The sequence below is a fragment of the Arthrobacter sp. B2I5 genome (assembly GCF_030816735.1).
Lineage (GTDB): Bacteria > Actinomycetota > Actinomycetes > Actinomycetales > Micrococcaceae > Arthrobacter.
In genome coordinates this window covers 2,038,399-2,064,130 of sequence record NZ_JAUSYF010000001.1, presented here as the reverse complement: position 1 = coordinate 2,064,130, position 25,732 = coordinate 2,038,399, and the positions used below count along the sequence as shown (strand labels likewise).

The 25,732-nt window shown below is 65.7% G+C and carries 24 protein-coding genes; 21 read left to right on the top strand and 3 right to left on the bottom strand.

Annotated features, from left to right (window positions below; genetic code table 11):
* Nucleotide 1 precedes the first annotated feature (1 nt).
* Nucleotides 2-1,162 carry an acyl-CoA dehydrogenase family protein gene (locus tag QFZ60_RS09870; RefSeq protein ID WP_307090136.1) on the top strand — a complete coding sequence of 387 codons (1,161 nt, stop codon included), beginning with the start codon at nucleotides 2-4 and terminating at the stop codon, nucleotides 1,160-1,162.
* A gap of 47 nt (nucleotides 1,163-1,209) precedes the next feature.
* On the opposite strand, the gene QFZ60_RS09865 is transcribed toward QFZ60_RS09870, so the two are convergent.
* Nucleotides 1,210-1,443, bottom strand: a complete 234-nt coding sequence (locus tag QFZ60_RS09865) for a DUF5703 family protein (RefSeq protein ID WP_018771130.1) — start codon at nucleotides 1,441-1,443, stop codon at nucleotides 1,210-1,212.
* Between the two features lie 40 nt (nucleotides 1,444-1,483).
* Between QFZ60_RS09865 and QFZ60_RS09860 the strand changes: the two genes are divergently transcribed.
* Nucleotides 1,484-1,750: a hypothetical protein gene (locus tag QFZ60_RS09860; protein ID WP_018771129.1), complete on the top strand. Its 267-nt coding sequence runs from the start codon at nucleotides 1,484-1,486 to the stop codon at nucleotides 1,748-1,750.
* A 22-nt stretch (nucleotides 1,751-1,772) separates the two neighbouring features.
* Here the strand turns inward: QFZ60_RS09860 and QFZ60_RS09855 are convergent, their stop codons facing one another.
* On the bottom strand, nucleotides 1,773-2,705 hold the full coding sequence (locus QFZ60_RS09855; protein WP_307090135.1) for an aldo/keto reductase: 933 nt from the start codon (nucleotides 2,703-2,705) through the stop codon (nucleotides 1,773-1,775).
* A 51-nt stretch (nucleotides 2,706-2,756) separates the two neighbouring features.
* On the opposite strand from QFZ60_RS09855, the gene QFZ60_RS09850 reads away from it, so the two are divergent.
* Complete coding sequence (locus QFZ60_RS09850; RefSeq protein ID WP_307090133.1) at nucleotides 2,757-3,590, top strand: undecaprenyl-diphosphate phosphatase; 834 nt, start codon at nucleotides 2,757-2,759, stop codon at nucleotides 3,588-3,590.
* Nucleotides 3,591-3,605: 15 nt separating this feature from the next.
* A complete protein-coding gene (gene mshC / locus QFZ60_RS09845; RefSeq protein ID WP_307090132.1) occupies nucleotides 3,606-4,883 on the top strand; it encodes a cysteine--1-D-myo-inosityl 2-amino-2-deoxy-alpha-D-glucopyranoside ligase in 1,278 nt (425 codons plus the stop codon).
* Nucleotides 4,884-4,984: 101 nt separating this feature from the next.
* On the opposite strand, the gene QFZ60_RS09840 is transcribed toward mshC, so the two are convergent.
* Entirely contained in the window at nucleotides 4,985-5,890 is a 906-nt protein-coding gene (locus QFZ60_RS09840; RefSeq protein ID WP_056333897.1) for a PAC2 family protein, read from the bottom strand.
* Nucleotides 5,891-6,089: 199 nt separating this feature from the next.
* Here QFZ60_RS09840 and QFZ60_RS09835 point away from each other — a divergent pair, with 199 nt between their 5' ends.
* The 17 genes from QFZ60_RS09835 (at nucleotide 6,090) to QFZ60_RS09755 (ending at nucleotide 25,713) form a co-directional block, all read left to right on the top strand.
* Nucleotides 6,090-6,773, top strand: a complete 684-nt coding sequence (locus QFZ60_RS09835; RefSeq protein WP_235008968.1) for an HAD family hydrolase — start codon at nucleotides 6,090-6,092, stop codon at nucleotides 6,771-6,773.
* Nucleotides 6,766-7,965, top strand: a complete 1,200-nt coding sequence (locus QFZ60_RS09830; RefSeq protein ID WP_307090127.1) for a site-2 protease family protein — start codon at nucleotides 6,766-6,768, stop codon at nucleotides 7,963-7,965. The genes QFZ60_RS09835 and QFZ60_RS09830 overlap by 8 nt, the downstream gene beginning before the upstream one ends.
* A 94-nt stretch (nucleotides 7,966-8,059) precedes the next feature.
* Nucleotides 8,060-9,124: a tRNA (adenine-N1)-methyltransferase gene (locus QFZ60_RS09825; protein WP_142121845.1), complete on the top strand. Its 1,065-nt coding sequence runs from the start codon at nucleotides 8,060-8,062 to the stop codon at nucleotides 9,122-9,124.
* 83 nt (nucleotides 9,125-9,207) lie between these two features.
* Nucleotides 9,208-10,959, top strand: coding sequence for a proteasome ATPase (arc, locus tag QFZ60_RS09820; protein WP_307090125.1), 1,752 nt, complete (start codon nucleotides 9,208-9,210; stop codon nucleotides 10,957-10,959).
* A complete protein-coding gene (dop, locus tag QFZ60_RS09815; RefSeq protein ID WP_307090123.1) occupies nucleotides 10,956-12,629 on the top strand; it encodes a depupylase/deamidase Dop in 1,674 nt (557 codons plus the stop codon). The genes arc and dop overlap by 4 nt, the downstream gene beginning before the upstream one ends.
* Nucleotides 12,630-12,713: 84 nt before the next feature.
* The gene (locus QFZ60_RS09810) at nucleotides 12,714-12,917 is read left to right on the top strand and encodes a ubiquitin-like protein Pup (protein ID WP_018761343.1); all 204 of its coding nucleotides are present in this window, start codon (nucleotides 12,714-12,716) and stop codon (nucleotides 12,915-12,917) included.
* Nucleotides 12,918-12,997: 80 nt separating this feature from the next.
* Nucleotides 12,998-13,819: a proteasome subunit beta gene (gene prcB, locus QFZ60_RS09805; RefSeq protein WP_307090120.1), complete on the top strand. Its 822-nt coding sequence runs from the start codon at nucleotides 12,998-13,000 to the stop codon at nucleotides 13,817-13,819.
* 1 nt (nucleotide 13,820) lies between these two features.
* Nucleotides 13,821-14,531 (top strand): proteasome subunit alpha, encoded by a 711-nt coding sequence (prcA, locus tag QFZ60_RS09800; protein ID WP_307090118.1) that lies wholly within the window; start codon nucleotides 13,821-13,823, stop codon nucleotides 14,529-14,531.
* A 9-nt stretch (nucleotides 14,532-14,540) separates the two neighbouring features.
* A complete protein-coding gene (gene pafA, locus QFZ60_RS09795; RefSeq protein WP_307090116.1) occupies nucleotides 14,541-15,905 on the top strand; it encodes a Pup--protein ligase in 1,365 nt (454 codons plus the stop codon).
* 115 nt (nucleotides 15,906-16,020) lie between these two features.
* Nucleotides 16,021-16,989 (top strand): FKBP-type peptidyl-prolyl cis-trans isomerase, encoded by a 969-nt coding sequence (locus tag QFZ60_RS09790; protein ID WP_142121858.1) that lies wholly within the window; start codon nucleotides 16,021-16,023, stop codon nucleotides 16,987-16,989.
* 62 nt (nucleotides 16,990-17,051) lie between these two features.
* Entirely contained in the window at nucleotides 17,052-17,447 is a 396-nt protein-coding gene (locus tag QFZ60_RS09785; protein WP_142121860.1) for an FKBP-type peptidyl-prolyl cis-trans isomerase, read from the top strand.
* 104 nt (nucleotides 17,448-17,551) lie between these two features.
* Entirely contained in the window at nucleotides 17,552-19,537 is a 1,986-nt protein-coding gene (locus QFZ60_RS09780) for a YafY family protein (protein WP_307090114.1), read from the top strand.
* Between the two features lie 10 nt (nucleotides 19,538-19,547).
* Nucleotides 19,548-19,895, top strand: a complete 348-nt coding sequence (locus QFZ60_RS09775) for a hypothetical protein (RefSeq protein ID WP_307090112.1) — start codon at nucleotides 19,548-19,550, stop codon at nucleotides 19,893-19,895.
* A gap of 32 nt (nucleotides 19,896-19,927) precedes the next feature.
* Nucleotides 19,928-20,200 (top strand): Sec-independent protein translocase subunit TatA, encoded by a 273-nt coding sequence (tatA, locus tag QFZ60_RS09770; RefSeq protein WP_056333928.1) that lies wholly within the window; start codon nucleotides 19,928-19,930, stop codon nucleotides 20,198-20,200.
* Nucleotides 20,201-20,248: 48 nt separating this feature from the next.
* Nucleotides 20,249-21,043: a twin-arginine translocase subunit TatC gene (gene tatC, locus QFZ60_RS09765; protein ID WP_307090110.1), complete on the top strand. Its 795-nt coding sequence runs from the start codon at nucleotides 20,249-20,251 to the stop codon at nucleotides 21,041-21,043.
* Nucleotides 21,044-21,063: 20 nt separating this feature from the next.
* Entirely contained in the window at nucleotides 21,064-23,988 is a 2,925-nt protein-coding gene (locus QFZ60_RS09760; RefSeq protein ID WP_307090108.1) for an RNA helicase, read from the top strand.
* Between the two features lie 57 nt (nucleotides 23,989-24,045).
* Nucleotides 24,046-25,713, top strand: coding sequence for an amidohydrolase (locus tag QFZ60_RS09755; protein WP_307090107.1), 1,668 nt, complete (start codon nucleotides 24,046-24,048; stop codon nucleotides 25,711-25,713).
* Nucleotides 25,714-25,732 lie beyond the last annotated feature (19 nt).

The following is a 25,732-nucleotide window of genomic DNA, read 5'->3' as shown; positions in this document are numbered from 1 at the left end:
CGTGACTCCAGAGGACCTGCTGCCGGATGAGCTCCTGGAGCGCATCCGGGGCCGCGCCGCAGGGTACGACCAAGACAACGCCTTTTTCCACGAGGACCTGCGGGAGCTTGCGGAGGCAGGGTACCTGAGGCTCTTCGTGCAGGCGTCCGACGGCGGCGCGGGCCTTGGGCTCGAAGCGGCGGCGCAGTGCCAGCGCAGGCTGGCAACGGCCGCACCGGCCACGGCACTGGCCGTCAACATGCACCTGGTGTGGACCGGCGTCGCGCACGTCCTGGCAGCCCGCGGGGACCACTCCCTGGCCTTCGTCCTCAAGGAAGCCGCGCAGGGCGAAATATTCGCGTTCGGCAACTCGGAGGCTGGCAACGATTCCGTCCTCTTCGATTCACGGACGGTGGCCACACCGGATCCGGACGGCAGCTACTCGTTCACCGGGACCAAGATCTTCACCAGCCTCTCGCCGGCCTGGACCCGGCTGGGAATTTTCGGGAAGGATGCTGCGGCCCGTGACGGGGCCGGGGAACTCATTCACGGGTTCATCAGCCGCGAAACGCCCGGCCACCGGACCCTGGACGACTGGGACACCCTGGGCATGCGGGCAAGCCAGTCCGCCACAACGGTCCTTGACGATGTGACTGTTCCACCGGACCGGATCTTCCGCAAGCTGCCCGTCGGTCCCAACGCCGACCCGCTGATCTTCGCGATCTTCGCATGCTTCGAAAGCCTCCTGGCCGCCGTCTACACGGGGGTGGGTGAACGCGCACTGGCCGTGGGCGTGGAGACCGTCAAGCGCCGCACGTCGTTCAAGAACGGCGGACGCAGCTACGCGCAGGACCCCGACATCCGCTGGAAGGTGGCGGACGCCGCCATGGCCATGGACAACCTGTACCCGCAGCTCCGGTCCGTCACGGCCGACGTCGACGCCCTGGCCGACCACGGGGCGCAATGGTTCCCCAAACTGGTGGGGCTGAAAGTGAATGCCACCGAAACGGCGCGGCGCGTGGTGGACCTCGCCATCCGCGTCAGCGGGGGATCGAGCTACTTCAGGGGTTCCGAGCTGGAGCGGCTCTACCGGGACGTGCTGGCCGGAATGTTCCATCCCTCCGACGACGAGTCCGCCCACAACACCGTGGCCAACGCCTGGCTGGGCCCGCTGGAAAACTAGACGGCCCTGGACTGCCATTCCTGAACGGTTCGCTGGACTGTCATTCCCTAGACGGTCCGCTGGACCTGCATTACCCGGCGCCGGAGCCAAAAGCGCCTGCCGCCGCCCACGTAGAGCTTGCTGCGTTCCAATTCCCACTTGCCGTATTCGGAGTGTTCCACCAGGCGCCGGCGTGCCTCGGGCAGGGAATCATCAGGGCTGACGGTCAGTACGAGGTACTCGTACTGCCGCAGATAATCCCGCTCCCGCTGGACCGAGCTGGTGAGAAATTGTTCCTTCATTTGCTCTCCATTTTCGTCCTTTTCCGGCTAACGTGAAGTCATGAGCATCGATCCGCGTGTCGCGCTTTCGTCCCTGACCACCGCTTTGGAAGAACACCTTATAGCAGCATCTAACCGGCGCGGGGACGGTGACCCCTCTGTGGAGGCAGCTTTCTTCGCCGTTGCCGATGCCTTCGAAGTTTACGAGGACGCGCTCTACGAGGCCTACAACGAGGTCACCCCGTTGCAGGTCTTTGACGACGAGGACGAAGAGGACGAAGAAGCCGACGTGGACGAGGACGAGGACCTGGAAATCGTCGAGGAATAGCAGCGCCGGGGGAACGTGGCCCTTAGAAGGCGGAAACGTCCTCAAGGGCCCGTGCGATCTGCGGCGGCAGCGGAGCGGGCTGGACGTCGAGGATCTCCTTCAACTGCACAGGTGTGCGGGCACCGACAATGGCGGTGGCAACTCCCTGCTGCGACAGCAGCCATGACAGCGAGACGTCCTGGGGGCTCCTGCCCAGACCGTTGGCAGCCATGCACACAGCATCCACGATGCGTGACGGCTTCTCCTCAAGGTAAGGCTCCACATAGGCCGCTTCGCTGGCCGACGCCCCGCGTGATCCGCCGGGAATCCCACCCCGGTACTTCCCGGTAAGGACACCGCGGCCCAGCGGAGCCCATGCCATCAGGCCAAGCCCGGCGTCGTCGGCGGCCGGGATCAGTTCCGCCTCCGCCGTCCGTTCAAGGAACGAATACTCGGCCTGGACGGCCACCAGCGGCACACTGCTGATGGCTGCGGCCTTGGCCGTCTGCCAGCCGCTGAAATTCGAGATGCCGGCGTACCGCGCCCGGCCGGTGCGTACGGCAAATTCCAGCGCAGCCAGCGTTTCATCGAGGGGAACATTGCCGTCCCACGCCTCGGCAAACCAGAGGTCCACATAATCGGTGCCCAGCCTGGCCAGGCTCGCGTCAAGTCCGGTGAGCATCGCATTGCGTGACGTGTCCACTGCACGGCGCCCGTCCGGCGTCGTCATCCCCGCTTTGGTGGAGATGGAAATCTCCGTGCGGGACACCACATCACCCAGCAGCGAGCCAAGGATCGCCTCCGAGCCGCCGCCGGCGTAGGAGGCCGAGGTATCCACGTGCCGGCCGCCCGCGTCAAGGAAGGTGCGCAGCAGCTCGGACGCGTCCTGTTCGTCAGTTTCCCCGCCCCAGGACCGGGTACCCAGGGATAGGGCTGAGACTCGCAATCCACTCCTGCCGACGTAACGCTGCTGCATAGCAGCAAGCTTACGGGCAGATGCCCTGCTGCCATGCCGTAGGGTCTTAGCGTGAACTGGTTTGAAGCGGCCCTGCTGGGCCTAGTGCAGGGACTGACCGAATTTCTACCTATTTCATCGAGCGCACACCTGCGGATCGTGGGGGAGTTCCTCCCCAACGCTGAGGACCCGGGCGCGGCCTTCACAGCCATCACCCAGCTCGGCACCGAGACCGCCGTCCTGATCTTCTTCTGGCGCGACATCGTCCGCATCGTCAAGGCCTGGGCGGGGTCCCTCAGGGGCAGGGTGCCGCGGCACGATCCTGATGCCCGCATGGGCTGGCTGGTGATCCTGGGCAGCCTGCCCATCATCGTGCTGGGCCTGCTCTTCCAGGACCAGATCGAATCCGTACTCCGCAGCATGTGGATCGTGGCCACCATGCTGATCGTTTTTGGACTCTTCCTCGCCGTGGCCGACGCCGTGGGCGCCCAGAAGCGGGACCTTACCCACCTGACCTACAAGCACGGCATCCTCTACGGACTGGCGCAGGCCCTGGCCCTGATCCCCGGCGTCTCCCGCTCCGGCGGCACCATCACGGCCGGCCTGCTGATGGGCTACACCCGAGAAGCCGCGGCGCGGTACTCATTCCTGCTCGCCATCCCCGCGGTCTTCGGCAGCGGTCTTTACCAGCTGTACAAAGTGGTGACCAAGGAAGGCATTTCCGGCCCGTTCGGCCTGCCGGAAACTGCCCTCGCCACCGTGATCGCGCTGGTGGTGGGCTACGTCATCATCGGCTGGTTCCTTAAGTTCGTGTCCACCCGCAGCTACCGGCTCTTTGTCTGGTACCGGATCTTCCTGGGGCTGGCCCTGTACCTCCTGCTCGGTTTCGGCGTCATCAGCGCCTAGGACTAGGCTTGGCATGTGAAATCCTGGACTTCCCGCCCCATTCCTGCCCTGCCCGGAAACATGCCCGCCCTGCGGCTGTTCGACACTGCGGCAGGCCGCGAAGTGGCGCTGGAACGGGAAGCCAGGCCATCCATGTACGTCTGCGGCATCACGCCTTACGACGCAACCCACATGGGCCACGCCGCCAGTTATGTTGCCTTTGACCTGCTGAACCGCGCCTGGCGCGACGCCGGCAGCGAGGTCTCCTACGTCCAGAACGTGACGGATGTTGATGATCCCCTGCTGGAACGGGCCACAGCCACCGGCGTGGACTGGCGGGACCTCGCCGCCGAACAGGTGGAGCTCTTCCAGACAGACATGGAGGCGCTGAATGTCCTGGCGCCGGACCACTATGTGGGCGCGGTGGAGTCCATCGGCCTGATTGTGCCCGAGGTGGAAAAGCTGGTCAGCCTGGGCCTGGCCTACCAGGTTGCCGGCACCAACGGGGAACCCGACGGAGATGTCTATTACGACGTCGAAGCGGCCGGCAAGCAGTCAACGTCGCCGGACGCCTGGGCCCTGGGATGTATTTCGCACCTGAGTGAAAGCGCCATGCTGGAGCTTTTCGCTGAGCGTGGCGGGGACCCCGGCCGTGCCGGGAAGCGGCAGGCCCTTGATCCGCTGCTGTGGCGGGTGGAACGGCAGGGGGAGCCGAGCTGGCCCGGTGGGAGCCTGGGCGCGGGCCGGCCCGGCTGGCATATCGAGTGCACCGTCATCGCGCAAAAGTATCTGCCGTCGCCCTTCACGGTGCAGGGTGGCGGCTCGGACCTGATCTTCCCGCACCACGAGATGGGCGCCGGCCATGCCTACTCCCTCGCGGGGGTTCCACTTGCCCGGCACTACGCGCATGCGGGGATGGTAGGGCTCGACGGGGAGAAGATGAGCAAATCCAAGGGCAACCTGGTGCTGGTCTCCAGGCTCCGCGCCGCCGGTGAAGACCCTGCAGCCATCCGGCTTGCAATCCTTGCCCACCACTACCGGTCCGACTGGTCCTGGACGGACGAAGGCTTCACCGCTGCCAAGGCAGACCTGGCAGCCTGGCGGAAGGCGCTCGACCACGCTCCGGAGGGTTCAGCCCAGGCGCTGCTGGCTGAAATGCGCGAGGCACTGGCAGCGGACCTTAACGCGCCGGCAGCGGTTGCCGCTGTCTCGCGCTGGGCACGGTCCGCCAACGACGGCGGTGCTGCCGCCAGCCCCACCGACCGCACCCTTGTTAAGGACGCGGTGGACGCGCTCCTGGGCATCCGGCTCTAAGGCCTCGGCTCGCGGCAACAAAGGGACTTGCGGCCAACAGAAGAGGGCTGGGCCAGGATTTCTCCGAGCCCAGCCCCCTTCCTGTAGCTGTCTGTTTCACCTCAGGGCCGGTCCTGGCCCCGACGCTTCAGGTAGCGCTCAAACTCGCGGGCAATGGACTCGCCGCTGGCCTCGGGCAGGTCGGCGGTGTCCTTGGCTTCCTCCAGTTGGCGGACGTAGGCGGCAATTTCCGGGTCCTCGGTGGCCAGTTCGTCCACGCCACGCTCCCAGGCGTCCGCTTCCTCCGCCAGCTCCTGGGTGTCCAGCGGCACCTGCAGGAGCTCCTCGATGCGGTGCAGGAGGGCGAGCTGTGCCTTGGGCGAGGGCGCCTGTGCCACATAGTGCGGCACCGCCGCCCACAGCGATACGGTTGGGATTCCGGCCAGCAGCGCCACCTCGGACAGGACTCCCACGATGCCCACGGGGCCTTCATACTGTGACGCTTCCAGGTTCATGCGTTCCCGAAGCTGGGCATCATCGGATGACGTGCTCACCGGGATAGGGCGGCTGTGGGGGACATCGGCCAGCAGCGCCCCCACGAGCACCACGTAGTCCACGTTCAAAGCCTCTGCATGAACCAGCAGCTCAGCGGTGTAGGCGCGCCATTTGTAGGACGGCTCGGTGCCCTGCACGAAGATGACGTCCACATTGGAGTTGGGCGCGCTGGCCTTATAGATACGGGTGGAGGGCCACTTGATCTTGCGTTCTCCGGCGGCGTTCCTGCGGACGGTGGGCCGCGTGAACTGGAAGTCGTAATACTCATCGGCATCGATCGATGCCACCTTCTTGCCGCCCCACAACTTGTTCAGGTACCGCAGGGAGTCGCTGGCCGCTTCTCCGGCGTCATTCCACCCCTCAAAGGCAGCAAGCATTACGGTTACGCGCTGTCCGTCAGCCACCGGCTGCAGGAACCGTTCCCGCTCGGGTCCGGCACCTTGTTCGGCGGTGTCTCCCTCGAAGCTATTCATTTCTTCACCCTACGTCCAAGGTGGACACTCGCGCATGGAATGAAGCGCCGCAAATCGCCGGCAAACGGCGCAAAGGGCACCAGGCCAGCTGCATATTCGCCAAGGGCGTAGCCCACAGGCTCCGCCCAGCCCCGCCCCGTAGACTGGCTGCATGCGAAATCCTGCCGCCGGTTCCCCGCTCAAAGCCGTCCTATGGGACATGGACGGGACCATCGTGGACACCGAGCCATACTGGATTGCCGCTGAGCATGCCTTGGTGGAAGCCCACGGCGGCACCTGGAGCCACCATCAGGCAATGCAGCTGGTGGGCCAGTCACTGACGTTCTCCGCGGGCCTGCTCCAGCAGGCCGGCGTCGAGCTCGAAGTCCGCGAGATCATCGATTCCCTGACGGCCCAGGTCATCAGCAGCGTCCAGCAGGAGGTGCCATGGCGCCCGGGCGCGCGTGAACTCCTCGAGGAGCTGCACCTGGCCGGCGTGCGCTGCGCCCTGGTCACCATGTCCGAGGGGCCGCTGGCCCGCGAGGTGGTTGCCAGCCTTCCCCGCCCCTACTTCGAAGTCCTTGTCACCGGCGACACCGTCACCCGGGGCAAACCGCACCCCGAGGCGTACCTGACCGCCGTCGAGCTGTTGCAGGAAGCCGATCCTGACCTCGGCATCCACCACTGCGTTGCCCTTGAGGATTCCGTCCCCGGCGTTGCCGCGGCCGTCGCCTCCGGTGTCACCACCGTGGCTGTGCCGCACATCGTTCCATTGCCGGATGACGGCAGTTACGCACTCTGGGACTCCCTGTCCGGCCGCGGCCTGGTGGAGCTCGAAGCCCTGCTGTTGGAGGCGGAGGCAACGCGGCCCGCCGCCACGGCCGCCGGTGACTCCCGTGGCTGAACCTGACACTCAACGGGGTACGGAACCCGGCACCCCGGCCAGCACAGGACGGCGTGAAGGCATCCCGCTGGGACGCATCGCCGGCGTTCCGGTTGTGCTTGCCTACTCGTGGTTCGTGATCGCAGCCTTCACCGTCATCGCCTACGGGCCAGTCCTGGCGCGGAACAACCCCATGCTCGGCATGAGCGCCTACGTTGTGGCGTTCGCCTACGCCGTCCTGCTCCTGATTTCCGTGCTGGTGCACGAACTCGCCCACGCCCTCACCGCCAAAATCTACGGATGGCCCACCCAAAAGATCGTCCTCAATCTCTGGGGCGGGCACACTCAGTTCGAAAGCTTCACTGCTTCCCCCGGCCGGTCCGTGCTGGTGGCGCTGGCTGGACCAGCAGCGAATTTCGTCCTCGCCGGCGGGGCCTGGCTGCTGCTGGGCACCAACAGCCTGGGAAGTGTCGCCGAGATCCTGACCAACATATTCATGTGGGCCAACTTCCTGATCGCCGTCTTCAACATCCTGCCGGGCCTGCCGCTGGACGGTGGCCGGCTGGTCGAGTCCGTCGTCTGGAAGGCCACCGGCAGCCAGGCGAAGGGAACGGTAGCTGCCGGCTGGGGCGGGCGCATCATCGTCCTGGCCATCGCCTACTGGTTCCTCCTTCGCCCGTACCTCGCCGGCGACGAGCCCGACTTCAGCCTCCTCATGATCACCGTCCTGGTGGGCGGATTCCTGTGGATGGGTGCCTCCGCCTCCATCCAGCAGGGCACGCTGCGGGGACGGCTCCCGCTGGTCAGCGCAGCGGGATTGTCGACGCCGGCCGTGGGCATACCTTCCACGGGCACCGTCCGCGACGCCCTCCGCCTGGCCGCCGCCGGAACAAAGTCCGTGGTGGTATGCGGACCGGACGGCCGCCCGCAGGGGGTGGTGGACCCTGGCGCGCTGGCCTCGGTGCCCGGATCAGCCGCGGACTCAACCCCGGTCACCGCCATTTCGTTTCCCCTGTCTGCCGGCGCCTACGTTCCCGAATGGTCCAAGGGACAGGAGCTGATCCAGTTTCTTTCGCAGCTTGAGGGGCGGCACTATGCAGTGGTGGACCACAACGGCGCAGTCACCGGACTGCTGACCCAGGACGTCGTCCTCGCGGCCATCACCGGAAAGAGACAGCGCAACGATAAGCACCCGCAGGGGCAGAACCGGTAGAGTTACCTGCCGGTCGTGCATTGCCGCCGTAAAAGCCCCGTATCCCTTGGGACTTTGGCCGCGGCACAAAAGGTTTACAGGAGCGAGGAACATCATGAGCAGCGAAACTGCGGTCAACGACGCCACGGGAGCAGCGCAAGCCGGTGCTCCCGCCAGCGGCTCGCAGCCGGTAGGAGCTGCCCGTCGCCGCGGCCCCTTCCGCGAAGGCGAGCGTGTCCAGCTCACCGACGAACGCGGCCGCATGAATACCATCACGCTTGAACGTGGTGGCGCCTTCCACACCCACCGTGGCTTCCTGAACCACGACGAGATCATCGGCAAGGTGGACGGCTCTGTTGTGGTGAACAACGTTGGCCAGCAGTACCAGACCCTCCGCCCGTTGCTCTCCGACTTCGTGCTGTCCATGCCCCGCGGTGCCGCCGTCGTGTATCCCAAGGATGCAGGCCAGATCGTCACCATGGCGGATATCTTCCCCGGCGCACGCGTGGTGGAGGCCGGCGTCGGCTCCGGCGCCCTGTCCATCTCCCTGCTCCGCGCCGTGGGCGACAACGGCTACCTGCACTCCTTCGAGCGGCGCGAAGAGTTCGCCGACATCGCCCGGGGCAATGTGGAGACTATCTTCGGCGGTCCGCATCCTGCCTGGCAGATTTCCCTCGGCGACTTCCAGGAGGAAGTGGTCAAGGCTGAAGAGCCCGGCTCTGTGGACCGCGTGGTGCTGGACATGCTGGCACCCTGGGAATGCCTCGACGCCGTCGCCACCGTCCTTGCCCCCGGCGGCGTTTGGATCAACTACGTGGCAACCGTCACCCAGCTCTCCCGCACAGCGGAAGCCATCCGCGCCGACGGCCGCTTCACCGAACCCGACGCCTGGGAATCTCTGGTCCGCGGCTGGCATCTGGAGGGGCTGGCGGTCCGGCCGGACCACCGCATGGTGGCCCACACCGGGTTCCTGCTGGTCACCCGGCGCCTCGCCGACGGCGTCACCGGCATCTCGGTCAAGCGCCGGCCGTCCAAGACCGAGTTCAACGAAGAAGATGTCAATGCCTGGACTCCCGGCGCGGTAGGGGAGCGGGCCGTGTCTGACAAGAAGCTGCGGCGGGCAGCCCGGGATGCCATCGCGGGAACGAACGTGGTGGACACACCCGAGGTTACGAACTAGTCCACATTTCGGGAGTCTCCATCCCTACCCGGCATCTTGGGACTAATGTCTTTAAGAGAAGCGCAGGAAGGGGCTGATACATCATGGAGACACCAAACCAGGACTCCGGACGTACACCGGCAGAGCAGTCTGCCGCCAACGACCTCTCGGTTGCTGACCGCCAGGTCAACATACTTCGGGACAAGCTCAGGCACATCGACCGCCAGTTGGCAGCGGCAACGCAGAACAACACCAAGCTGGTCAGCATGCTTGAGACGGCCAAGGCGGAGATTCTCCGGCTCAAAAATGCCCTGGACCAGGAAGGGCAGCCGCCGTACAGCTTCGGCACCATCCTCCAGATCAATCCGAAGCGGCAGCCTGCCCCCGGCAACAGCGGCCAGGCTGCCACCGAGGAATCCGTGGATATCTTCAACGCCGGCCGGAAGATGCGGGTGGGTGTCAGCCCACTGGTCAATATCAACCAACTGGCGGTGGGCCAGGAGGTACTGCTCAACGAAGCCCTCCTGATCGTGGCAGGTCTTGGCTATGAGCGCGCCGGCGAGCTTGCCACCTTGAAGGAAATGCTGGGGCGTGACCGCGCCCTGGTGGTTGGCCGGGCCGACGAGGAACGGGTGGTCCGGCTTTCCGGTGCGCTCCAGGTCGAGAAGCTCAGGGTCGGCGACGCCCTCTCCGTGGACTCCCGGACAGGCTACGCCCTCGAGAAAGTGCCGCGCTCCGAGGTGGAGAACCTGGTGCTCGAGGAAGTCCCGGACATCACCTACGAGGACATCGGCGGCCTCGGCCCCCAGATCGAACAGATCCGGGACGCGGTGGAACTGCCGTTCCTGCACCCCGACCTCTACCGCGAGCACGGACTGAAGGCCCCCAAGGGCATCCTGCTGTACGGCCCTCCGGGCTGCGGCAAGACCCTTATCGCCAAGGCGGTTGCCAACTCCCTCGCCGCCCGCGCCGCCGAACGGTCCGGGAACGTGGACCTGAAGAGCTACTTCCTGAACATCAAGGGACCCGAACTCCTTGACAAGTACGTGGGCGAAACAGAGCGGCACATCCGCCTGATCTTCTCCCGCGCCCGGGAAAAGGCCTCGGACGGCAGCCCCGTCGTGGTGTTCTTCGACGAAATGGACTCCCTGTTCCGCACCCGCGGCACCGGAATCTCCTCCGACGTCGAAACCACCATCGTGCCCCAGCTCCTCAGTGAGATCGACGGCGTGGAACGCCTGGACAACGTCATTGTCATCGGTGCATCCAACCGTGAGGACATGATCGACCCCGCCATCCTCCGGCCCGGTCGGCTGGACGTCAAAGTCAAGATCCAGCGCCCCGACGCGGAAGCCGCTGCGGACATCTTCAACAAATACATCACGACGGACCTGCCGTTCCACGAGTCGGACCTCGCCGAGCACAACGGAGACATCCAGGCCACGGTTGACGCCATGGTCCAGCGCACGGTCGAAGCCATGTACTCCACGGACAAGTCCAACGAGTTCCTCGAGGTCACGTATGCCAACGGTGACACCGAGATGCTGTACTTCAAGGATTTCAACTCGGGCGCCGTAGTGCAGAACGTGGTGGACAGGGCCAAGAAGTACGCCATCAAGGACCTGCTGACCACACACCAGAAGGGGCTCCGGATCGAGCACCTGCTGCGTGCAGTGGTGGATGAATTCCGCGAACACGAGGACATGCCCAACACCACCAACCCCGACGACTGGGCACGCATCTCCGGCAAGAAGGGCGAACGGATCACCTATATCCGTACCATCGTCCAGGGCAAGGCCGGGCAGGAGCCGGGCAAGTCGATCGAGACGATGCCAACCACAGGGCAGTATCTATGACGGATGCGAAGGGACCTGCCGCCGGGGAAGCACTCCCCGCCGGCGGGGCCATGCGGGTGATGGGGGCGGAAACGGAGTACGGCATCCACGCTCCCTCCGCTCCCTCGGCCAATGCCACCATGATGAGCGCCCGTGTGGTGCAGGCCTACGCCCAAGTCACCAGGCAGCGGGCGGCCGGCGGGGCCGAAACCCGCTGGGACTACACCGATGAAGAGCCCCTGCACGATGCCCGGGGCTGGACCGTGGACCGTGGCGCTGCACATCCCAGCCAGCTGACCGACCAGCCACCGGTGCTTGATGCGGAGGCAGTGGCGCTGGCTTATGGCCGCGAGGAACTCGAGCTGGACGGCCAGGACGAGTCAGGGACTCTGCTGATGAACATGGTCCTTGGCAACGGAGCCCGGCTGTACGTCGACCACGCCCATCCCGAGTACTCAAGCCCTGAGGTCACCAACCCCCGTGACGCGGTGGCATGGGACGCTGCCGGCGACCTCGTGGGGCTGGCCGCCGTCCGCCGGCTGGCCGCGGACCCCGCCCTCCCGCCGGTCAACCTCTACAAGAACAACACCGATAACAAGTCCGTGTCCTACGGTTCCCACGAGAACTACCTCATGCCCCGCTCCGTCCCTTTCGGCGACATCGTCCGCGGGCTCACACCCTTCTTCGTCAGCCGGCAGGTGGTGTGCGGTGCCGGGCGGCTGGGGATAGGACAGGACAGCTCAACGCCCGGCTTTCAGGTCAGCCAGCGGGCCGACTTCTTCGAAGCCGAGGTGGGCCTGGAAACCACCATCCGCCGGCCCATCATCAACACCAGGGACGAACCCCATTCCACGGCCGATAAGTACCGGCGCCTCCACGTCATCATCGGTGACGCCAATCTCAGCCAGGTGTCCAACTACCTCAAGTTCGGTACGACGGCCATGGTCCTCAGCCTCATCGAGGCAGGGCTGGCTCCCAAAATCGAGGTCTACGAGCCCGTCGCGGCACTCAAAACGGTCAGCCACGATACCTCGCTCACTGCAAAACTGCGCTTGCTGGACGGACGGCGGGTCACAGCCCTGGACATCCAGTGGATGTACCACGAGGCCGCGGCCAAGCTGGCCCAGGACACCGGCGTGGGTGACGCCCTGGACGGTGACGGGCACACCCATGAGGTCCTGGAACGGTGGGCTTCGGTTCTCACCCAACTGGACAGTGACAGGGCTGCCGCCGCCACTTCCGTGGAATGGCTGGCGAAACTCACCCTGCTTGACGGCTACCGGCAGCGCGATGGACTGGAATGGAACGACGCCCGGCTTGGCCTGGTGGATCTCCAGTGGGCCGATATCAGGCCGGAGAAGGGCCTCTATTACCGGCTGCTGTCCAGGAACCGGATGCAGCGCGTCGTGGACGATGCCGCCATTGCCGCTGCGGTGACAGAGCCCCCCGCCGACACCCGGGCCTTCTTCCGTGGGAAATGCATCAGCAGCTTCGGCAAGGATGTGGTGGGCGCAAGCTGGGATTCGGTGATCTTCGATGTGCCGGGTTACGGACGGCTTCAGCGGGTGCCCACCAGGGAACCCCTGAGGGGAACCAAAGCCCTCACCGGAGCGTTGTTCGATCGCTACCGGGAAGCGGGACCGTTCCTCGGGGAACTGCTGGGACACAACAGCACTCCGCCTGCGGCATAAACCGCCCCGGAACGCCCGTCCCGTGGCAGGATGGGCATATCGGAGGATCCGCCGGATCCACCGGAGGAACAAGGAGGGAAACCAATGGCAGGCCAGGAGCAGCAGCAGCCGCAGTCACGTGACAGCCAGGTCGAGGACGACATCCCCGAGGCACCCCCGGCACCGCCCGAAGCACAGGCTTCGGCATCGACCGAAGGCGTGGACGACCTGCTCGACGAAATCGACGGCGTCCTGGAATCCAACGCTGAGGAGTTCGTCCGGGCATTCGTGCAAAAGGGCGGCCAGTAACCCGGACCCGGAAGGTGGCGGAAGCCGCGGACGGCCGGAATCTGTACCGACGTTGAAGTACCACGTTCAAGGAGTGATGAGTGCAGGAATCAACCGCCAACCAGGTAGCCGCCAACGCCACCTCGTCCTTTACGGAGCACCTGCAACGGGACCGGCCCGAGCTATTGCCCTTTAGCCGGTCCCTCCAGGGTGGCGCGTCCACGGCTGCCCCGGTGCAGGTTCCACACGCCACCACCATCGTTGCCATGAGTTATGGCGGCGGTGTCCTCATGGCGGGCGACAGGCGCGCCACGATGGGCAACATCATCGCCAGCAGGCACATCGAGAAGGTCTTTCCGGCAGACCACTTCTCTGTGCTTGGCATTGCCGGAACAGCCGGCATAGCAATTGACCTGACGCGACTCTTCCAGGTTGAACTTGAGCACTACGAAAAAATTGAAGGAACCCAACTCAGCCTCGAAGGCAAGGCCAACCGGCTGGGGGCCATGATCAGGGGCAACCTTCCGATGGCCCTTCAGGGCCTGGCCGTCGTGCCCCTGTTTGCAGGCTTCGACACCACCGCCGGTGTGGGCCGGCTGTTCTCCTACGACGTCACCGGGGGCAGGTACGAGGAACACGAACACCACACCGTAGGCTCGGGTTCGGTCTTCGCGCGCGGTGCCCTCAAGAAACTCTGGCGGCCCAACCTCACCGCTGCCGAGGCACTGTCCGTGGCCGTGGAGTCCCTGTATGACGCCGCCGACGACGATTCCGCCACCGGCGGCCCGGACACCGTCCGGCAATTGTGGCCAGTGGTCTATACGGTGGACAGGACAGGGGCCCACCGGGTGCCCGAGGCGGACCTCGCGGCTGCTTCGCGCGCCGTAATTGAGGCACGCACCATCGCCGGACGGGAGGCCTGACATGACGCAGCAGTTCTATGTCTCGCCCGAACAGCTGATGAAGGACCGTGCGGATTTCGCGCGGAAAGGCATCGGCCGTGGCCGCTCGGTTGTGGTCATCAGCTGCGCCGACGGCATCGCGCTCGTCGCCGAGAATCCTTCGCCGTCCCTGCACAAGATCGGCGAAATCTACGACAAGATCGCCTTTGCCGCAGTGGGCAAGTACAACGAATTTGAAAGCCTCCGCCAGGCGGGGGTCCGCTATGCAGACGTCCGGGGTTACTCCTACGACCGCGAGGATGTGACCGCCCGCGGCCTGGCGAGCGTCTACGCGCAAAGCCTGGGGGCTGTCTTTACCGCCGAGCAGAAACCCTTTGAGGTGGAACTGGCGGTCGCCGAAGTTGGCCCCACCCAGGCCGACGACCACCTGTACCGGCTGACCTTTGACGGCTCGATCGCCGATGAGCACAGTTTCGTCGTCATGGGCGGCCAGGCAGAAAAGGTGTCTTCAGCCATCGAGGCTGGTTGGCAGGCGTCCCTCGATTTCGCCGATGCTGTCCGGCTGGCTTTGAAGGGACTGGCGCCTGCCCAGGAGGGAGAACAGGCTGCGGCGCAGCTGCCGCCGGGCGCACTCGAAGTGGCAGTCCTGGACAGGCTTTCCGAAAGCTCCCGCGGATCCCGGCGTGCCTTCCGCAGGCTGAACGACGCGGACATCACAGCACTGCTGGCCTAGGAGGACGACATGGACAAGAGAATCTTCGGCATCGAGACCGAGTTCGGGATCTCTTACTCGAGCCCCGACTCAAGGCCACTTGCCCCGGAAGAGGTGGCCCGGTACCTCTTCCGCAAAGTGGTCAGCTGGGGGCGCTCGTCCAACGTGTTCCTTACCAATGGCTCGCGGCTGTACCTCGACGTCGGGTCCCACCCCGAATACGCCACCGCCGAATGCGATGACCTCGCACAGCTGATCGCCCACGACCGTGCGGGTGAGCTTATCCTGGATGACCTCGTGGATGAAGCCCAGGCCCGGCTGGCCGCCGAAGGCTTCAACGGCACGGTGTACCTCTTCAAGAACAACACCGACTCCGCCGGCAACTCGTACGGCAGCCACGAGAACTACCTCATTCCCCGCCGTGGGGAATTTTCCCGTCTGGCCGAAATCCTCATTCCGTTCCTGGTCACCCGCCAGCTCATCGCCGGCGCCGGAAAAATCCTGAAGACCCCGCACGGGGCCACCTATGCGTTCTCCCAGCGCGCCGACCACATCTGGGAGGGAGTCTCCTCCGCGACGACGCGCTCACGGCCCATTATCAACACCCGTGACGAGCCGCACGCGGACGCGGAGTTCTACCGCCGCCTGCACGTCATTGTGGGGGACTCGAACATGTCAGAGGCCACTGCCCTCATGAAGGTCGGCACCGTGGACCTGGTCCTGCGGATGATCGAAGCGGGCGTGATCATGCGCGACATGCGGATGGAAAACCCCATCCGCAGCATCCGGGAAATCTCTCACGACCTCAGTGGCCGGGCACTGGTCCGCCTTGCCAACGGACGCCAGCTCACGGCCCTGGAAATCCAGCAGGAGTACCTGACCAAGGTCACGGCCTTCGTCAAGGAGCACGGGGCGCACAACCCGCACGTACCGTTGATCCTCGATCTGTGGGAGCGGACACTGCATGCCATTGAATCCGGTGACACCAAGGGCATTGAGACCGAAATCGACTGGGCCATCAAGAAGAAGCTGATGGACAACTACCGTGAACGCCACGGCCTGGGCCTGGACGCACCCCGCATTGCCCAGCTGGATTTGACGTACCACGACATTTCCCGCAGCCGCGGACTGTTCTACCTGCTGCAGTCACGTGGGGCCGTGCGCCGGATTGTGGACGACACCGTCATCAAGGGAGCCGTGGACGCACCGCCGCAGACCACCCGCGCGAAGCTGCGCGGGGACTTTGTCCGCCGCGCACAGGAACTGGGCCGTGATTACACGGTGGACTGGGTGCATCTGAAACTGAATGACCGCGCCCACCAGACGATTCTGTGCAAGGATCCCTTCCGCAGCGTCGATGAGCGCGTCGATGCGCTCCTGGACTCTATGGGCTGACGTCCAGCTTCAGGGTCTATTCTGGATAAGGTCCTTTTAACGGGACCTCTCCACGACACGCTCCGCTGCAATGCGGAATGTCGTATCCACCCTGCCCCGACGAAAGTTTTCCTACGTGCGCCGACTACTAGCAATCCTCCTTCCCGGCCTGCTGCTCCTGACTGCCTGCGGAGGCAACGCTTCCCAGCCAGAGCCCAGCAGCCAGTCCGCCGGGGAGACTGCAAAGTTCGACTCCCTCAAGCTGACCGACAACGGGGACAAGAAGGCCCCTGGCGTGGACTTCGACAAGCCACTGACTGTGACCGAGCCAACCATCAAGGTGGTGTCCGAAGGCAGCGGCGACGCCGTGAAGGCGAACCAGATAGCCAAGATCTCCATCCTCGCGCTGAACGGCACGGACGGTTCCCAGCTTGAGGATACGTTCGCCAACGAGCCTGAGAGCCTTGAACTGAATGATGAGCTCAAGACCAGCAGCGCCGTCATCTACAACGCTTTCGTGGGCGCTAAGGTCGGATCCAGCCTGGCGCTGGCCGTCCCCGGCCAGCAGAGTGCAGCTTCGGCGAACCCCAGCCCGTCAGACGGCGCCAGCCCCAGCCCGAGCACCGCAGCAGACCCCACCCAGCTGCTGATCATCAAGGTTCTTTCCGCTTCCGATCCCACCCCGGTGCTGGACAAGCCCCAGGGCGAAACGGTAACGCCGCCCGCCGGGCTGCCGACGGTCACGGAAAAGGACGGCATCCCGGAAATCAACGTTGCGGGAGCCCCGGCCCCCACATCCCTCGTGTCGCAGGACCTGATCAAGGGCACGGGCGCCGCCGTCAAGGAGTCCGACACCCTGACCGTCAACTACGTGGGCGTCAACCTCGCCGACGGCACCAAGTTCGATTCCAGCTTCGACCGCGGCCAGCCCGCCACCTTCCCGCTGACCGGCGTCATCAAGGGCTGGACCCAGGGCCTCGCCGGTAAGACTGTAGGATCCCGGGTCCTGCTCGTCATCCCCAAGGACCTGGCCTACGGTGACGCCGGCCAGGGCCAGGCAAAGGGCGATCTGGTCTTCGTAGTGGACATCCTCGGGGTCAAGTAGCAAGACTTACAAGGACGCCGCGTCCCCCGCGGCACCCATCCAACCCACGCATAGGAGCAAGCATGTCTTTTGGACAGCGGGAATTTGACCGCCAGAAGCCCGAGATCGATTTCCCCGAGGGCGACGTCCCCACGGAACTCGTCATCACAGACCTCATCGAGGGTGACGGCCGGGAGGCCCAGGCAGGGGACACCGTCTCCACCCACTACGTCGGGGTTGCCTGGTCCACCGGCGAGGAATTCGACGCCTCCTGGGGCCGCGGCGCACCGCTGGACTTCCGCGTCGGCGTCGGGCAGGTCATCCAGGGCTGGGACCAGGGCCTGCTGGGCATGAAGGTCGGCGGCCGCCGCCGCCTCGAGATCCCCTCCGAGCTGGCGTACGGCTCGCGCGGTGCAGGTGGCGCTATTGCCCCCAACGAAGCACTGATCTTCGTCGTGGACCTCGTGGCGGTCCGCTGACCCGAACCAACCGGCTGAACCGGAAGCGCGGCAGTGCCGGAGGATATTCCTCCCGCACTGCCGCGCTTTCTGCTTTCCCCGGGGAGTTTAGTAACGTAACGAAGGTGTCCCCATCCCGCACCGAACGACTCCTCAACCTGCTGATCGCTTTGCTTAACACCCGCTACGGGCTGCACCGCAGCGAGCTGCGCGAAAAGGTTTACCGCGACACCTCCGGCAACGACGTCGCGTTCGGGCGGATGTTCGAGCGGGACAAGAATGACCTGCGGGCGATGGGCTTCGACGTCGAGACACTGACGGACCTGGGCTGGAGCGAGGACGACCCCGCCACCACCAGGTACCGGATCGGCAAGGAGTCCAACCGGCTCCCGGACGTCCAGCTGGGGCCCGAGGAATGGACCGTCCTCCTGCTGGCCTCCCAGCTGTGGGAGCGTGCGGCCCTGGGAACCGCCGCCCAAAGCGCCCTCCGCAAACTCCAGGCTTCCGGCAGGATGGCCGAGGTGGAACTCCCTGCCGGGGTCCAGCCACGGATCAAACCCGCCGGGCAGGCCTTTGATGACATCGTGGCCGCCATGCACGCCCGGCATCCCGTCACGTTCACCTATCTCGCCGGCACCACCGGCAAGGAAGAACAACGCACTGTGGAACCGTGGGGCCTGGGCAGCCGGTTCGGCCAGTGGTACCTCATGGGCTATGACCGGGCACGGAAAGCACCCCGGCATTTCCGGCTCTCGCGCTTCACCAGCGCCGTGGCCACCCTGGCAAGGGAGCAGTACACACCGCCCGTCGACTTCAACATCCGCGCTGAGCTTGACCGGCTGCCTGAACTGCCGCTGCGAACCGCCGTCGTGGACGTCAGGGAGGGGCACCTGCTGGCCCTGCGGCGCCGTGCCGTCCTGGGCGCCCCGGATCAGGTACCAGGGCAGCCCGTTGCGGGCTACGACCGGCTCTTCGTGGAGTATCGGGACCCGGAGGTACTTGCTGAAGAACTGGCTTCCTACGGGCCTGATGCCCTCGCAAGGGAACCGGCCGGGCTGGCCGCAGCCGTGCGAAGGCGGCTGCAGGCCGCAGCCGCCTTCAGCGCCGCGCCTGTTCCCGCCTACACCTTTGCCGACACCCGTCCCCGGGGCGCCCGCAAGGGGACCTCGGAGGACCAGCTCAAGCGCATGCTGCAGCTGGTGCCGTTCCTGGTCCATAACCAGGGCCTGCACATCCAGGACGTGGCAAGACACTTCGGTGTCACCCGGGAGGAGCTTGAGGCAGACCTGCGGATCCTCATCTGCTCGGGGCTGCCGGAGGGCTATCCTGACGATCTGCTCGATATCCAGTGGGAAAACGACCACGTCTTCATTACCCAGGACCTTGACCTGAAGAAGCCGGTGCGGTTCACGGTGGCGGAGGCCTGCGCGCTGCTGACGGGTCTTGAAACCCTCAACGGCCTGCCGGACCTTCCCGGCGACGGTGCCCTGGAGTCTGTCACGTTGAAGCTCCTGGCTGCCGCAGGGGAGGAAGGACTGCAGGCTGCCTCCATCGCCGGGCCGCAGGTTGCGCCGGCGGACGCCGCAACCCATGCCACGGTGCGCCAGGCCATCGAATCCCGCTCCCAGCTCCACCTGACCTACCTGTCACCCCAGCGCGACGCCGTGACCGAGCGCGACGTTGACCCAGTGCGGCTGTATTCCCTTGACAACACCTGGTACTTCGAAGCCTGGTGCCACCTGGTGGACGGGCTGCGGAACTTCCGCCTGGACCGGGTACAGGACGTGCGCCCCAACGGTGAGCCCGCCGCCCCGCATGACTCTCCTGAGGGCGGGGTCCCGGCCAAGCTGTTCACCGCGAACGACGACGACACCATGGTCACCGTCCAGCTCACCCGGCAGGGGAGGGGGCTGGCGGAGGACTACTACGCGGAGCGCACCGCGGAGTTGCCCGACGGCGGCCTGGTGGCCGAGATCAGGTTCGGCAACACGGCGTGGCTGCCGATGTTCGTGGCCCAGCATGGCGGTTCAGCGCGGATTTTGGCCCCGGCCGATCTCGCTTCCGCCGCGCGGGACTGGCTCGCGGCCTCGCTGGCCGGCTACGACCGATAGACTTCTCAGCATGCCTTGGTGGTCCTGGATTCTTATATGGGTGGCGCTGGTCGCAGTAGCCCTGCTGTTCTATGTCCTGCTGGGCATCCGACTTTTCCGCCAGTTCATGGCCACGGTGAAGGACCTCGGGGCCGCCGGCGAAAAGCTGGGACACCTGAACCCCATTGATCTGCCGGACGAACCTGCAGATCCGGCCGGGGCCCTGCCAGGCTCGGCCGTTTTTGCCTCACCCGCTGTGATGAGACATGATTACGAGGCATCCAAATGGGCCCGGCGTGAGGAACGCCGCGGCCGGCGAGTGCAGCGTAAAAAGGACCGGGGCCAGCCGCAGGCGCTCGGAGATCTCGACTTCACATAGAAGTAGGATGTACGTAGAGGAAAGGATTTCCCGTGGGAAGACTCTTTGATGGCCCCTGGCCCATCGTAATCATCATCGTTGTTGCTTTGCTGCTCTTCGCCGCCCCGAAGCTTCCGGCCATGGCCCGCAGCCTGGGACAGTCAATGCGGATCATCAAGTCCGAGGTCAAGGAAATGAAGAACGACGGCAAAGCCGACTCCACCGAGGCAAACGGCCCGGTGGAAGGCACCATCGTGAACCACCCCAAGGCGAAGCCCGGTGAGCCGACAGACGGCACTGACGTTCCGCCGTCGACCCGCGCCTGACCTCCCGTGGCACTGTCGCGGGCCCGTAAAGCCAATCCCGAAGGACGGATGTCGCTTTGGGAGCACCTCAACGAGCTGAAGAACCGGCTGATCAAGTCGGCCATCGGCGTCGTCATTGGCGGCATTGGGGGCTGGATACTTTACGATCCGCTGCTGAAGGCCCTGGCTGAACCGGTCAACCGCATCTCCAATGAGACCGGCGGCCTGGCGGCCATCAACTTCGGGACCATCGCGTCACCCTTCGACTTCAAGCTCCAGATGTCGCTCCTGATCGGGGCGGTCATTTCCAGCCCCATCTGGATCTACCAGCTCTGGGCCTTCATCACTCCTGGACTGACGTCCAAGGAACGCCGCTACACCCTCGGCTACATGGCGGCCGCCATCCCGCTGTTCCTGGCCGGAATCTGGGTGGGCTGGCTTGTGGTGCCGCAGGTGGTCCACGCGCTGACCCAGTTCACCCCGGAAGGCTCCTCCAGCGTCATCGATGCCCGGACCTACATCGAGTTCGTCACGCGGATGGTGCTCATGCTGGGCCTGGCCTTCCTGGTCCCCGTGGTGCTGGTGGGCGTGAACATGGCCGGCATCGTCTCCGGCCACACCATCCTTAAGGCCTGGCGCATCACCGTCTTCCTGGTCTTCGTCCTTGCCGCCATCGCGGCTCCGGGTGCGGACGCGATTTCGATGTTCATGTTGGCCGGACCGCTGCTGGCCCTGTTCTTCGCGGCCATCGGCATCTGCATTATGAACGACAAGCGCCGCGAACGCCGCCAGGCCCGGCAGGTTGAGGAAACCGAGGCCACTGCGGATGTCGCAACCCCAAGCAGCGAACTGAAGAAGCTCTAGCCTGCCGTTAGGCTTGGGGTATGTCCTCCACCACCGGACCCTTCTCCGCCGGCCCCATCGATCCTGAAGAAATGTCGCCGGCCGAGAGATACCGTGCCAGCGCTGAACGCCGGGCCGAGGCCGCCACCTACCTTGGGGCGTTCATCCGGACCCTGGACTTCGAGCTTGATGACTTTCAACGGCAGGCGTGCCGTTCCCTGCAGGAAGGCAAGGGTGTCCTGGTGGCGGCCCCCACCGGCGCCGGGAAGACCATCGTGGGGGAGTTCGCCATCTATCTCGCTCTGCAGCGGGGACTGAAGGCCTTCTACACCACGCCCATCAAGGCGCTCAGCAACCAGAAATTCAGCGAACTTACTGAAAAGTACGGTCCCGGGAATGTGGGGCTCCTGACCGGGGACACCAGCATCAATGGTGACGCGCAAGTGGTGGTCATGACCACCGAGGTCCTCCGGAACATGCTCTACGCGGATTCTGCCACGCTCGGCGATCTTGGCTACGTGGTCATGGACGAGGTCCACTACCTCGCCGACCGGTTCCGCGGGGCCGTGTGGGAGGAAGTCATCATCCACCTGCCCAGCGAGGTCCAGGTCGCGTCATTGAGTGCGACCGTTTCCAATGCCGAGGAATTCGGCGCCTGGCTGGACACCGTCCGCGGTGACACCGACATCATCGTTTCCGAGCACCGCCCGGTTCCGTTGTGGCAGCACGTCATGGTGGGCCGACGGATCATGGACCTGTTTGCCGGGGAGACCACTTTCGACGAAATCGCCCCGCCGGTTGAGGAAGACGAGCAGCAGCCGGCCGCGCCCGGCAAGTCCCGCGACGCCGGCAAGGGACGCGGTTTCGACGTCAACCCTGACCTGCTGACGGTGGCCCAGAGCGAGAGCCGTCAGAGCTTCCGCAGCAGGCCCGGGCCCGGGGGAAGGGGCCAGCGCGGCCGGCGCGGAAACGACCGCCCGGTCCGTGGTGCAGAGCCGACGGGGGTGCGCCCCGCCAGCCGGCCCCAGGTGATCGCCAGCCTGGACCGGATGGACCTGCTGCCGGCGATCACCTTCATCTTTTCCCGCGCCGGCTGTGAGGCAGCCGTCGCCCAGTGCGTTGCATCCGGGCTCTGGCTCACCACCGAGAAGGAGCAGCGGATCATTGCCCAGCGCGTCGACGAGGCGGGGCAGGACATCCCGCCGGACGACCTTGACGTCCTGGGCTTTTGGACCTGGCGGGACGGGCTGCTTCGGGGCTTCGCCGCCCACCACGCCGGAATGCTGCCCACCTTCAAGGAGGTGGTGGAGAAACTGTTCGCCGACGGCCTGGTCAAGGCTGTCTTCGCCACGGAAACCCTGGCCCTGGGTGTCAACATGCCTGCCCGCTCGGTGGTGCTCGAAAAGCTGGACAAGTTCAACGGCGAAGCCCATGTGGACATCACCGCCGGCGAATACACCCAGCTGACCGGACGTGCCGGACGGCGCGGCATCGACATTGAAGGCCACGCCGTGGTGCTGTGGCAGCCGGGCACGGACCCCACCGCAGTTGCCGGGCTGGCATCACGGCGCACCTACCCGTTGAACTCCAGTTTCCGGCCCACCTACAACATGAGCATCAACCTGCTGGCGCAGTTTGGCCGGTCAAGGGCACGGGAAATCCTGGAATCCTCCTTTGCCCAGTTCCAGGCGGACCGTTCGGTAGTGGGCCTGGCCCGCCAGGTGCGCAGTCGCGAGGAATCCCTCGCCGGCTATGCAAAATCCATGACCTGCCACTTGGGTGATTTCACGGAGTATGCCCGGCTGCGCAGGGAACTGTCCGACGCCGAGAACGCCACCTCCCGCACCAAGTCCCGCGTCCGGAAATCCCTTTGCGACGACTCCCTGGCGCGCCTCCTCCCCGGCGATGTGGTTGACGTCCCAGGCGGCCGCGCCCCGGGGCCCGCCGTCGTCCTCAGCTCAGACCACACCAGCCGCGAACCCCGCCCGGCCGTGCTGACGCTGGACAACCAATTGCGCAGGATCGGCGCTGACGACCTTGAAGGTCCCATCGCGCCGGTTACCAGGATCCGCATCCCCAAATCCTTCAACGCCAAGGTGCCCAAGTCGCGCCGGGGCCTCGCGTCCTCTGTCCGGAACGCCCTGCGGGAAAACAGACCGCCCGCCCCTGGCCAGAACCGCAACCATGACTTCGGCCGCGGCGCCGCCCTGCCCAACCAGGAAAAACGCATCACGGAGCTGCGCCGGGCCCTGAAGGCCCACCCTTGCCATGGGTGCAGCGAGCGGGAAGACCACGCGCGCTGGTCGGAGCGCTGGTGGAAACTCCGGCGCGAAACGGATGGCCTGGTCCGCCAGATCCAAGGCCGGACCAACACCATCGCCAAGACCTTCGACCGGGTCTGCGATGTACTGTCCGCTTACGGCTACCTGGAAGATGCCGGAGACGGCAGGCTTAACATCAGCCCGGACGGCCAGCGGCTCCGCAGGATCTATGGCGAGAAGGACCTGTTGATCTCCCAGTCGCTGCGGCTGGGCGCGTTCAACGACCTCGACGCCGCCGAAGTGGCTGCACTGGCCAGCGTGCTGGTCTACCAGGCCAAACGCGAGGACCGGGGCCTGCGGCCGCGCATGCCCAGCGTCTCGCTGGAGACCTCCGTGGACATTGTGGTCAAGGAATGGTCCGTCCTTGAGGACGTGGAAGAGGAGAACAAGCTTCCCCTGACCGGCGAACCTGAACTGGGACTGGTCTGGCCGCTGTATAAATGGGCCCGCGGCCGCCACCTGCAGGATGTCCTCAGCGGCACCGATCTTGCAGCCGGCGACTTTGTCCGCTGGGTGAAGCAGGTGGTGGACCTTCTGGACCAGCTTGCCAAAATCCCCGGCCTCGACCCGCGGCTGGCACGGCTGTGCGCCGAAGCGATCAACCTCATTCGCCGCGGTGTCGTGGCGTATTCATCCGTTCTCTAGCCCCGTTGTCCCCGCCGGCTGCTGCCGGTGCGCCCCCACCCAGGAGACTGCCCCGCCATGCCCCGCCCCGATGCCACGTCCCGCTCTGATGCCACCCCCCGTCCCGCGCCGGTGCTGTACCGCAATGGTTCGGTGTACACGGCAGCGGATCCCTTCGCGACTGCCATGCTGGTGGACGGTGACACCGTTGCCTGGGTTGGCTCAGAGCAGGCCGCATCCTCCATCGCGGACAGTTCCATGGAGATCATCGACCTGCGCGGCGCCTTGGTGGCACCGGGCTTCGTCGACTCCCACATCCACCTGACCGAAACCGGAATCGCGCTGGACTCGCTGCAGTTGGGGACGGCCACCTCGGCCCGGGCGCTGCTGGAGGCCGTCGCGGCGGCTGACGGGGAAGGTCCGGTACTCGGCCATGGCTGGGACGAGTCCACGTGGGCGGATCCTGCCCTGCCCAGTGCCGAGGAACTGGAGCGGGCCTCCGGAGGCCGGCCGGTCTACCTTTCCAGGGTGGACGTCCACTCGGCGCTGGTGTCGGCGTCGCTGGTCCAGTCCGCAGGGCTTCACGGCAAGGACGGGTACGACGGCGGCGCGCGGGTGATGCGGGCAGCCCACGACGCCGCCCGGCTGGCAACCCGGCAGATGCCGCAGGATGTGCTGAAGCGGCATCAGGCCCGCGCCCTGTCAGAGGCTGCGGCCAACGGCTATGTGGCCGTTGCCGAGATGGGTGCGCCGCACATCGGCGGCGCCGATGACGTGCGGCTTGCCGCAAGTTGGAATGGGGCCCGCCCGGGCGCCCAGTGCTTTCCGGAAGTACTGCCGTACTGGGGGGAGCTGGTCTCGTCAGCGGCGCAGGCTCGTTCCCTTGTGGGGCAGCTCGGTGGAAATATCCGGGGGCTGGCAGGGGACCTGACTATCGACGGTTCGATCGGGTCCAGGACGGCAGCCCTGCGCGGCGCCTACAGCGATGCCGGCCAGGAACGCGGCAGCCTGTACCTCAGCGTGGACCAGGCGGCAGCCCATCTTGCCGCCTGCTCCCTGGCAGGGATCCAGGGCGGGTTCCATGTCATTGGCGACGCCGGGCTGGACGCGGCGCTGGAGGCCCTGGACCTGGCGGCCAAGGAAGTGGGGGAGCAGCGGGTGCGGGCCGCGGGCCACCGCTTCGAGCATGTGGAGATGGCTGACGCCGCGGCTGTGGCCAAGCTGGCCCACTACTCCGTGACCGTCAGCGCCCAACCGTCCTTCGATGCAGCGTGGGGCGGAGCCGGTGGCCTGTATGAACGGAGGCTGGGAGAACGGAGCCGGTCAATGAACCCCTTCGCCGCTTTCTACTCCGCGGGAGTTCCTGTCTGCTTCGGCAGCGACAGCCCTGTCACGCCGCTCCGTCCCTGGTCCAGCGTGCGCGCCTGTGTGGAACACCACAACCCGGAGCAGCGCATTTCCGCACGGGCAGCCTTCCTGGGCCACACCCGTGCGGGTTGGAGGGCCGCGCGGTACACCAACCCCATGGCCGGACAGCTTGTTCCCGGGGCGCCGGCCAGCTTCGCCGTGTGGGAGGTGGAGGAGCTGATGGTCCAGGTGGCTGACGGCAGGGTGCAGTCATGGAGCACCGATCCGCGGGCCAGGACCCCGCTGCTGCCGGCACTGGACACGGGCTCCGATCCGGTATGCCTGCAAACCGTGAAGGACGGCACCGAACTCTTCGCCAGCCCGGCTCTGCGTTCCTGACGCAGCAGCCCTCCGCCCT

What these genes read in the sequence shown, in the direction of transcription:
- QFZ60_RS09865 (WP_018771130.1), bottom strand. Translation starts at nt 1,443, where the DNA reads ATGAAGGAACAATTTCTCACCAGCTCGGTCCAGCGGGAGCGGGATTAT.
- QFZ60_RS09860 (WP_018771129.1), top strand. Translation starts at nt 1,484, where the DNA reads ATGAGCATCGATCCGCGTGTCGCGCTTTCGTCCCTGACCACCGCTTTG.
- QFZ60_RS09855 (WP_307090135.1), bottom strand. Translation starts at nt 2,705, where the DNA reads ATGCAGCAGCGTTACGTCGGCAGGAGTGGATTGCGAGTCTCAGCCCTA.
- QFZ60_RS09840 (WP_056333897.1), bottom strand. Translation starts at nt 5,890, where the DNA reads ATGAATAGCTTCGAGGGAGACACCGCCGAACAAGGTGCCGGACCCGAG.
- QFZ60_RS09835 (WP_235008968.1), top strand. Translation starts at nt 6,090, where the DNA reads ATGGACGGGACCATCGTGGACACCGAGCCATACTGGATTGCCGCTGAG.
- QFZ60_RS09825 (WP_142121845.1), top strand. Translation starts at nt 8,060, where the DNA reads ATGAGCAGCGAAACTGCGGTCAACGACGCCACGGGAGCAGCGCAAGCC.
- arc (WP_307090125.1), top strand. Translation starts at nt 9,208, where the DNA reads ATGGAGACACCAAACCAGGACTCCGGACGTACACCGGCAGAGCAGTCT.
- dop (WP_307090123.1), top strand. Translation starts at nt 10,956, where the DNA reads ATGACGGATGCGAAGGGACCTGCCGCCGGGGAAGCACTCCCCGCCGGC.
- QFZ60_RS09810 (WP_018761343.1), top strand. Translation starts at nt 12,714, where the DNA reads ATGGCAGGCCAGGAGCAGCAGCAGCCGCAGTCACGTGACAGCCAGGTC.
- prcA (WP_307090118.1), top strand. Translation starts at nt 13,821, where the DNA reads ATGACGCAGCAGTTCTATGTCTCGCCCGAACAGCTGATGAAGGACCGT.
- pafA (WP_307090116.1), top strand. Translation starts at nt 14,541, where the DNA reads ATGGACAAGAGAATCTTCGGCATCGAGACCGAGTTCGGGATCTCTTAC.
- QFZ60_RS09785 (WP_142121860.1), top strand. Translation starts at nt 17,052, where the DNA reads ATGTCTTTTGGACAGCGGGAATTTGACCGCCAGAAGCCCGAGATCGAT.
- QFZ60_RS09775 (WP_307090112.1), top strand. Translation starts at nt 19,548, where the DNA reads ATGCCTTGGTGGTCCTGGATTCTTATATGGGTGGCGCTGGTCGCAGTA.
- tatC (WP_307090110.1), top strand. Translation starts at nt 20,249, where the DNA reads ATGTCGCTTTGGGAGCACCTCAACGAGCTGAAGAACCGGCTGATCAAG.
- QFZ60_RS09760 (WP_307090108.1), top strand. Translation starts at nt 21,064, where the DNA reads ATGTCCTCCACCACCGGACCCTTCTCCGCCGGCCCCATCGATCCTGAA.
- QFZ60_RS09755 (WP_307090107.1), top strand. Translation starts at nt 24,046, where the DNA reads ATGCCCCGCCCCGATGCCACGTCCCGCTCTGATGCCACCCCCCGTCCC.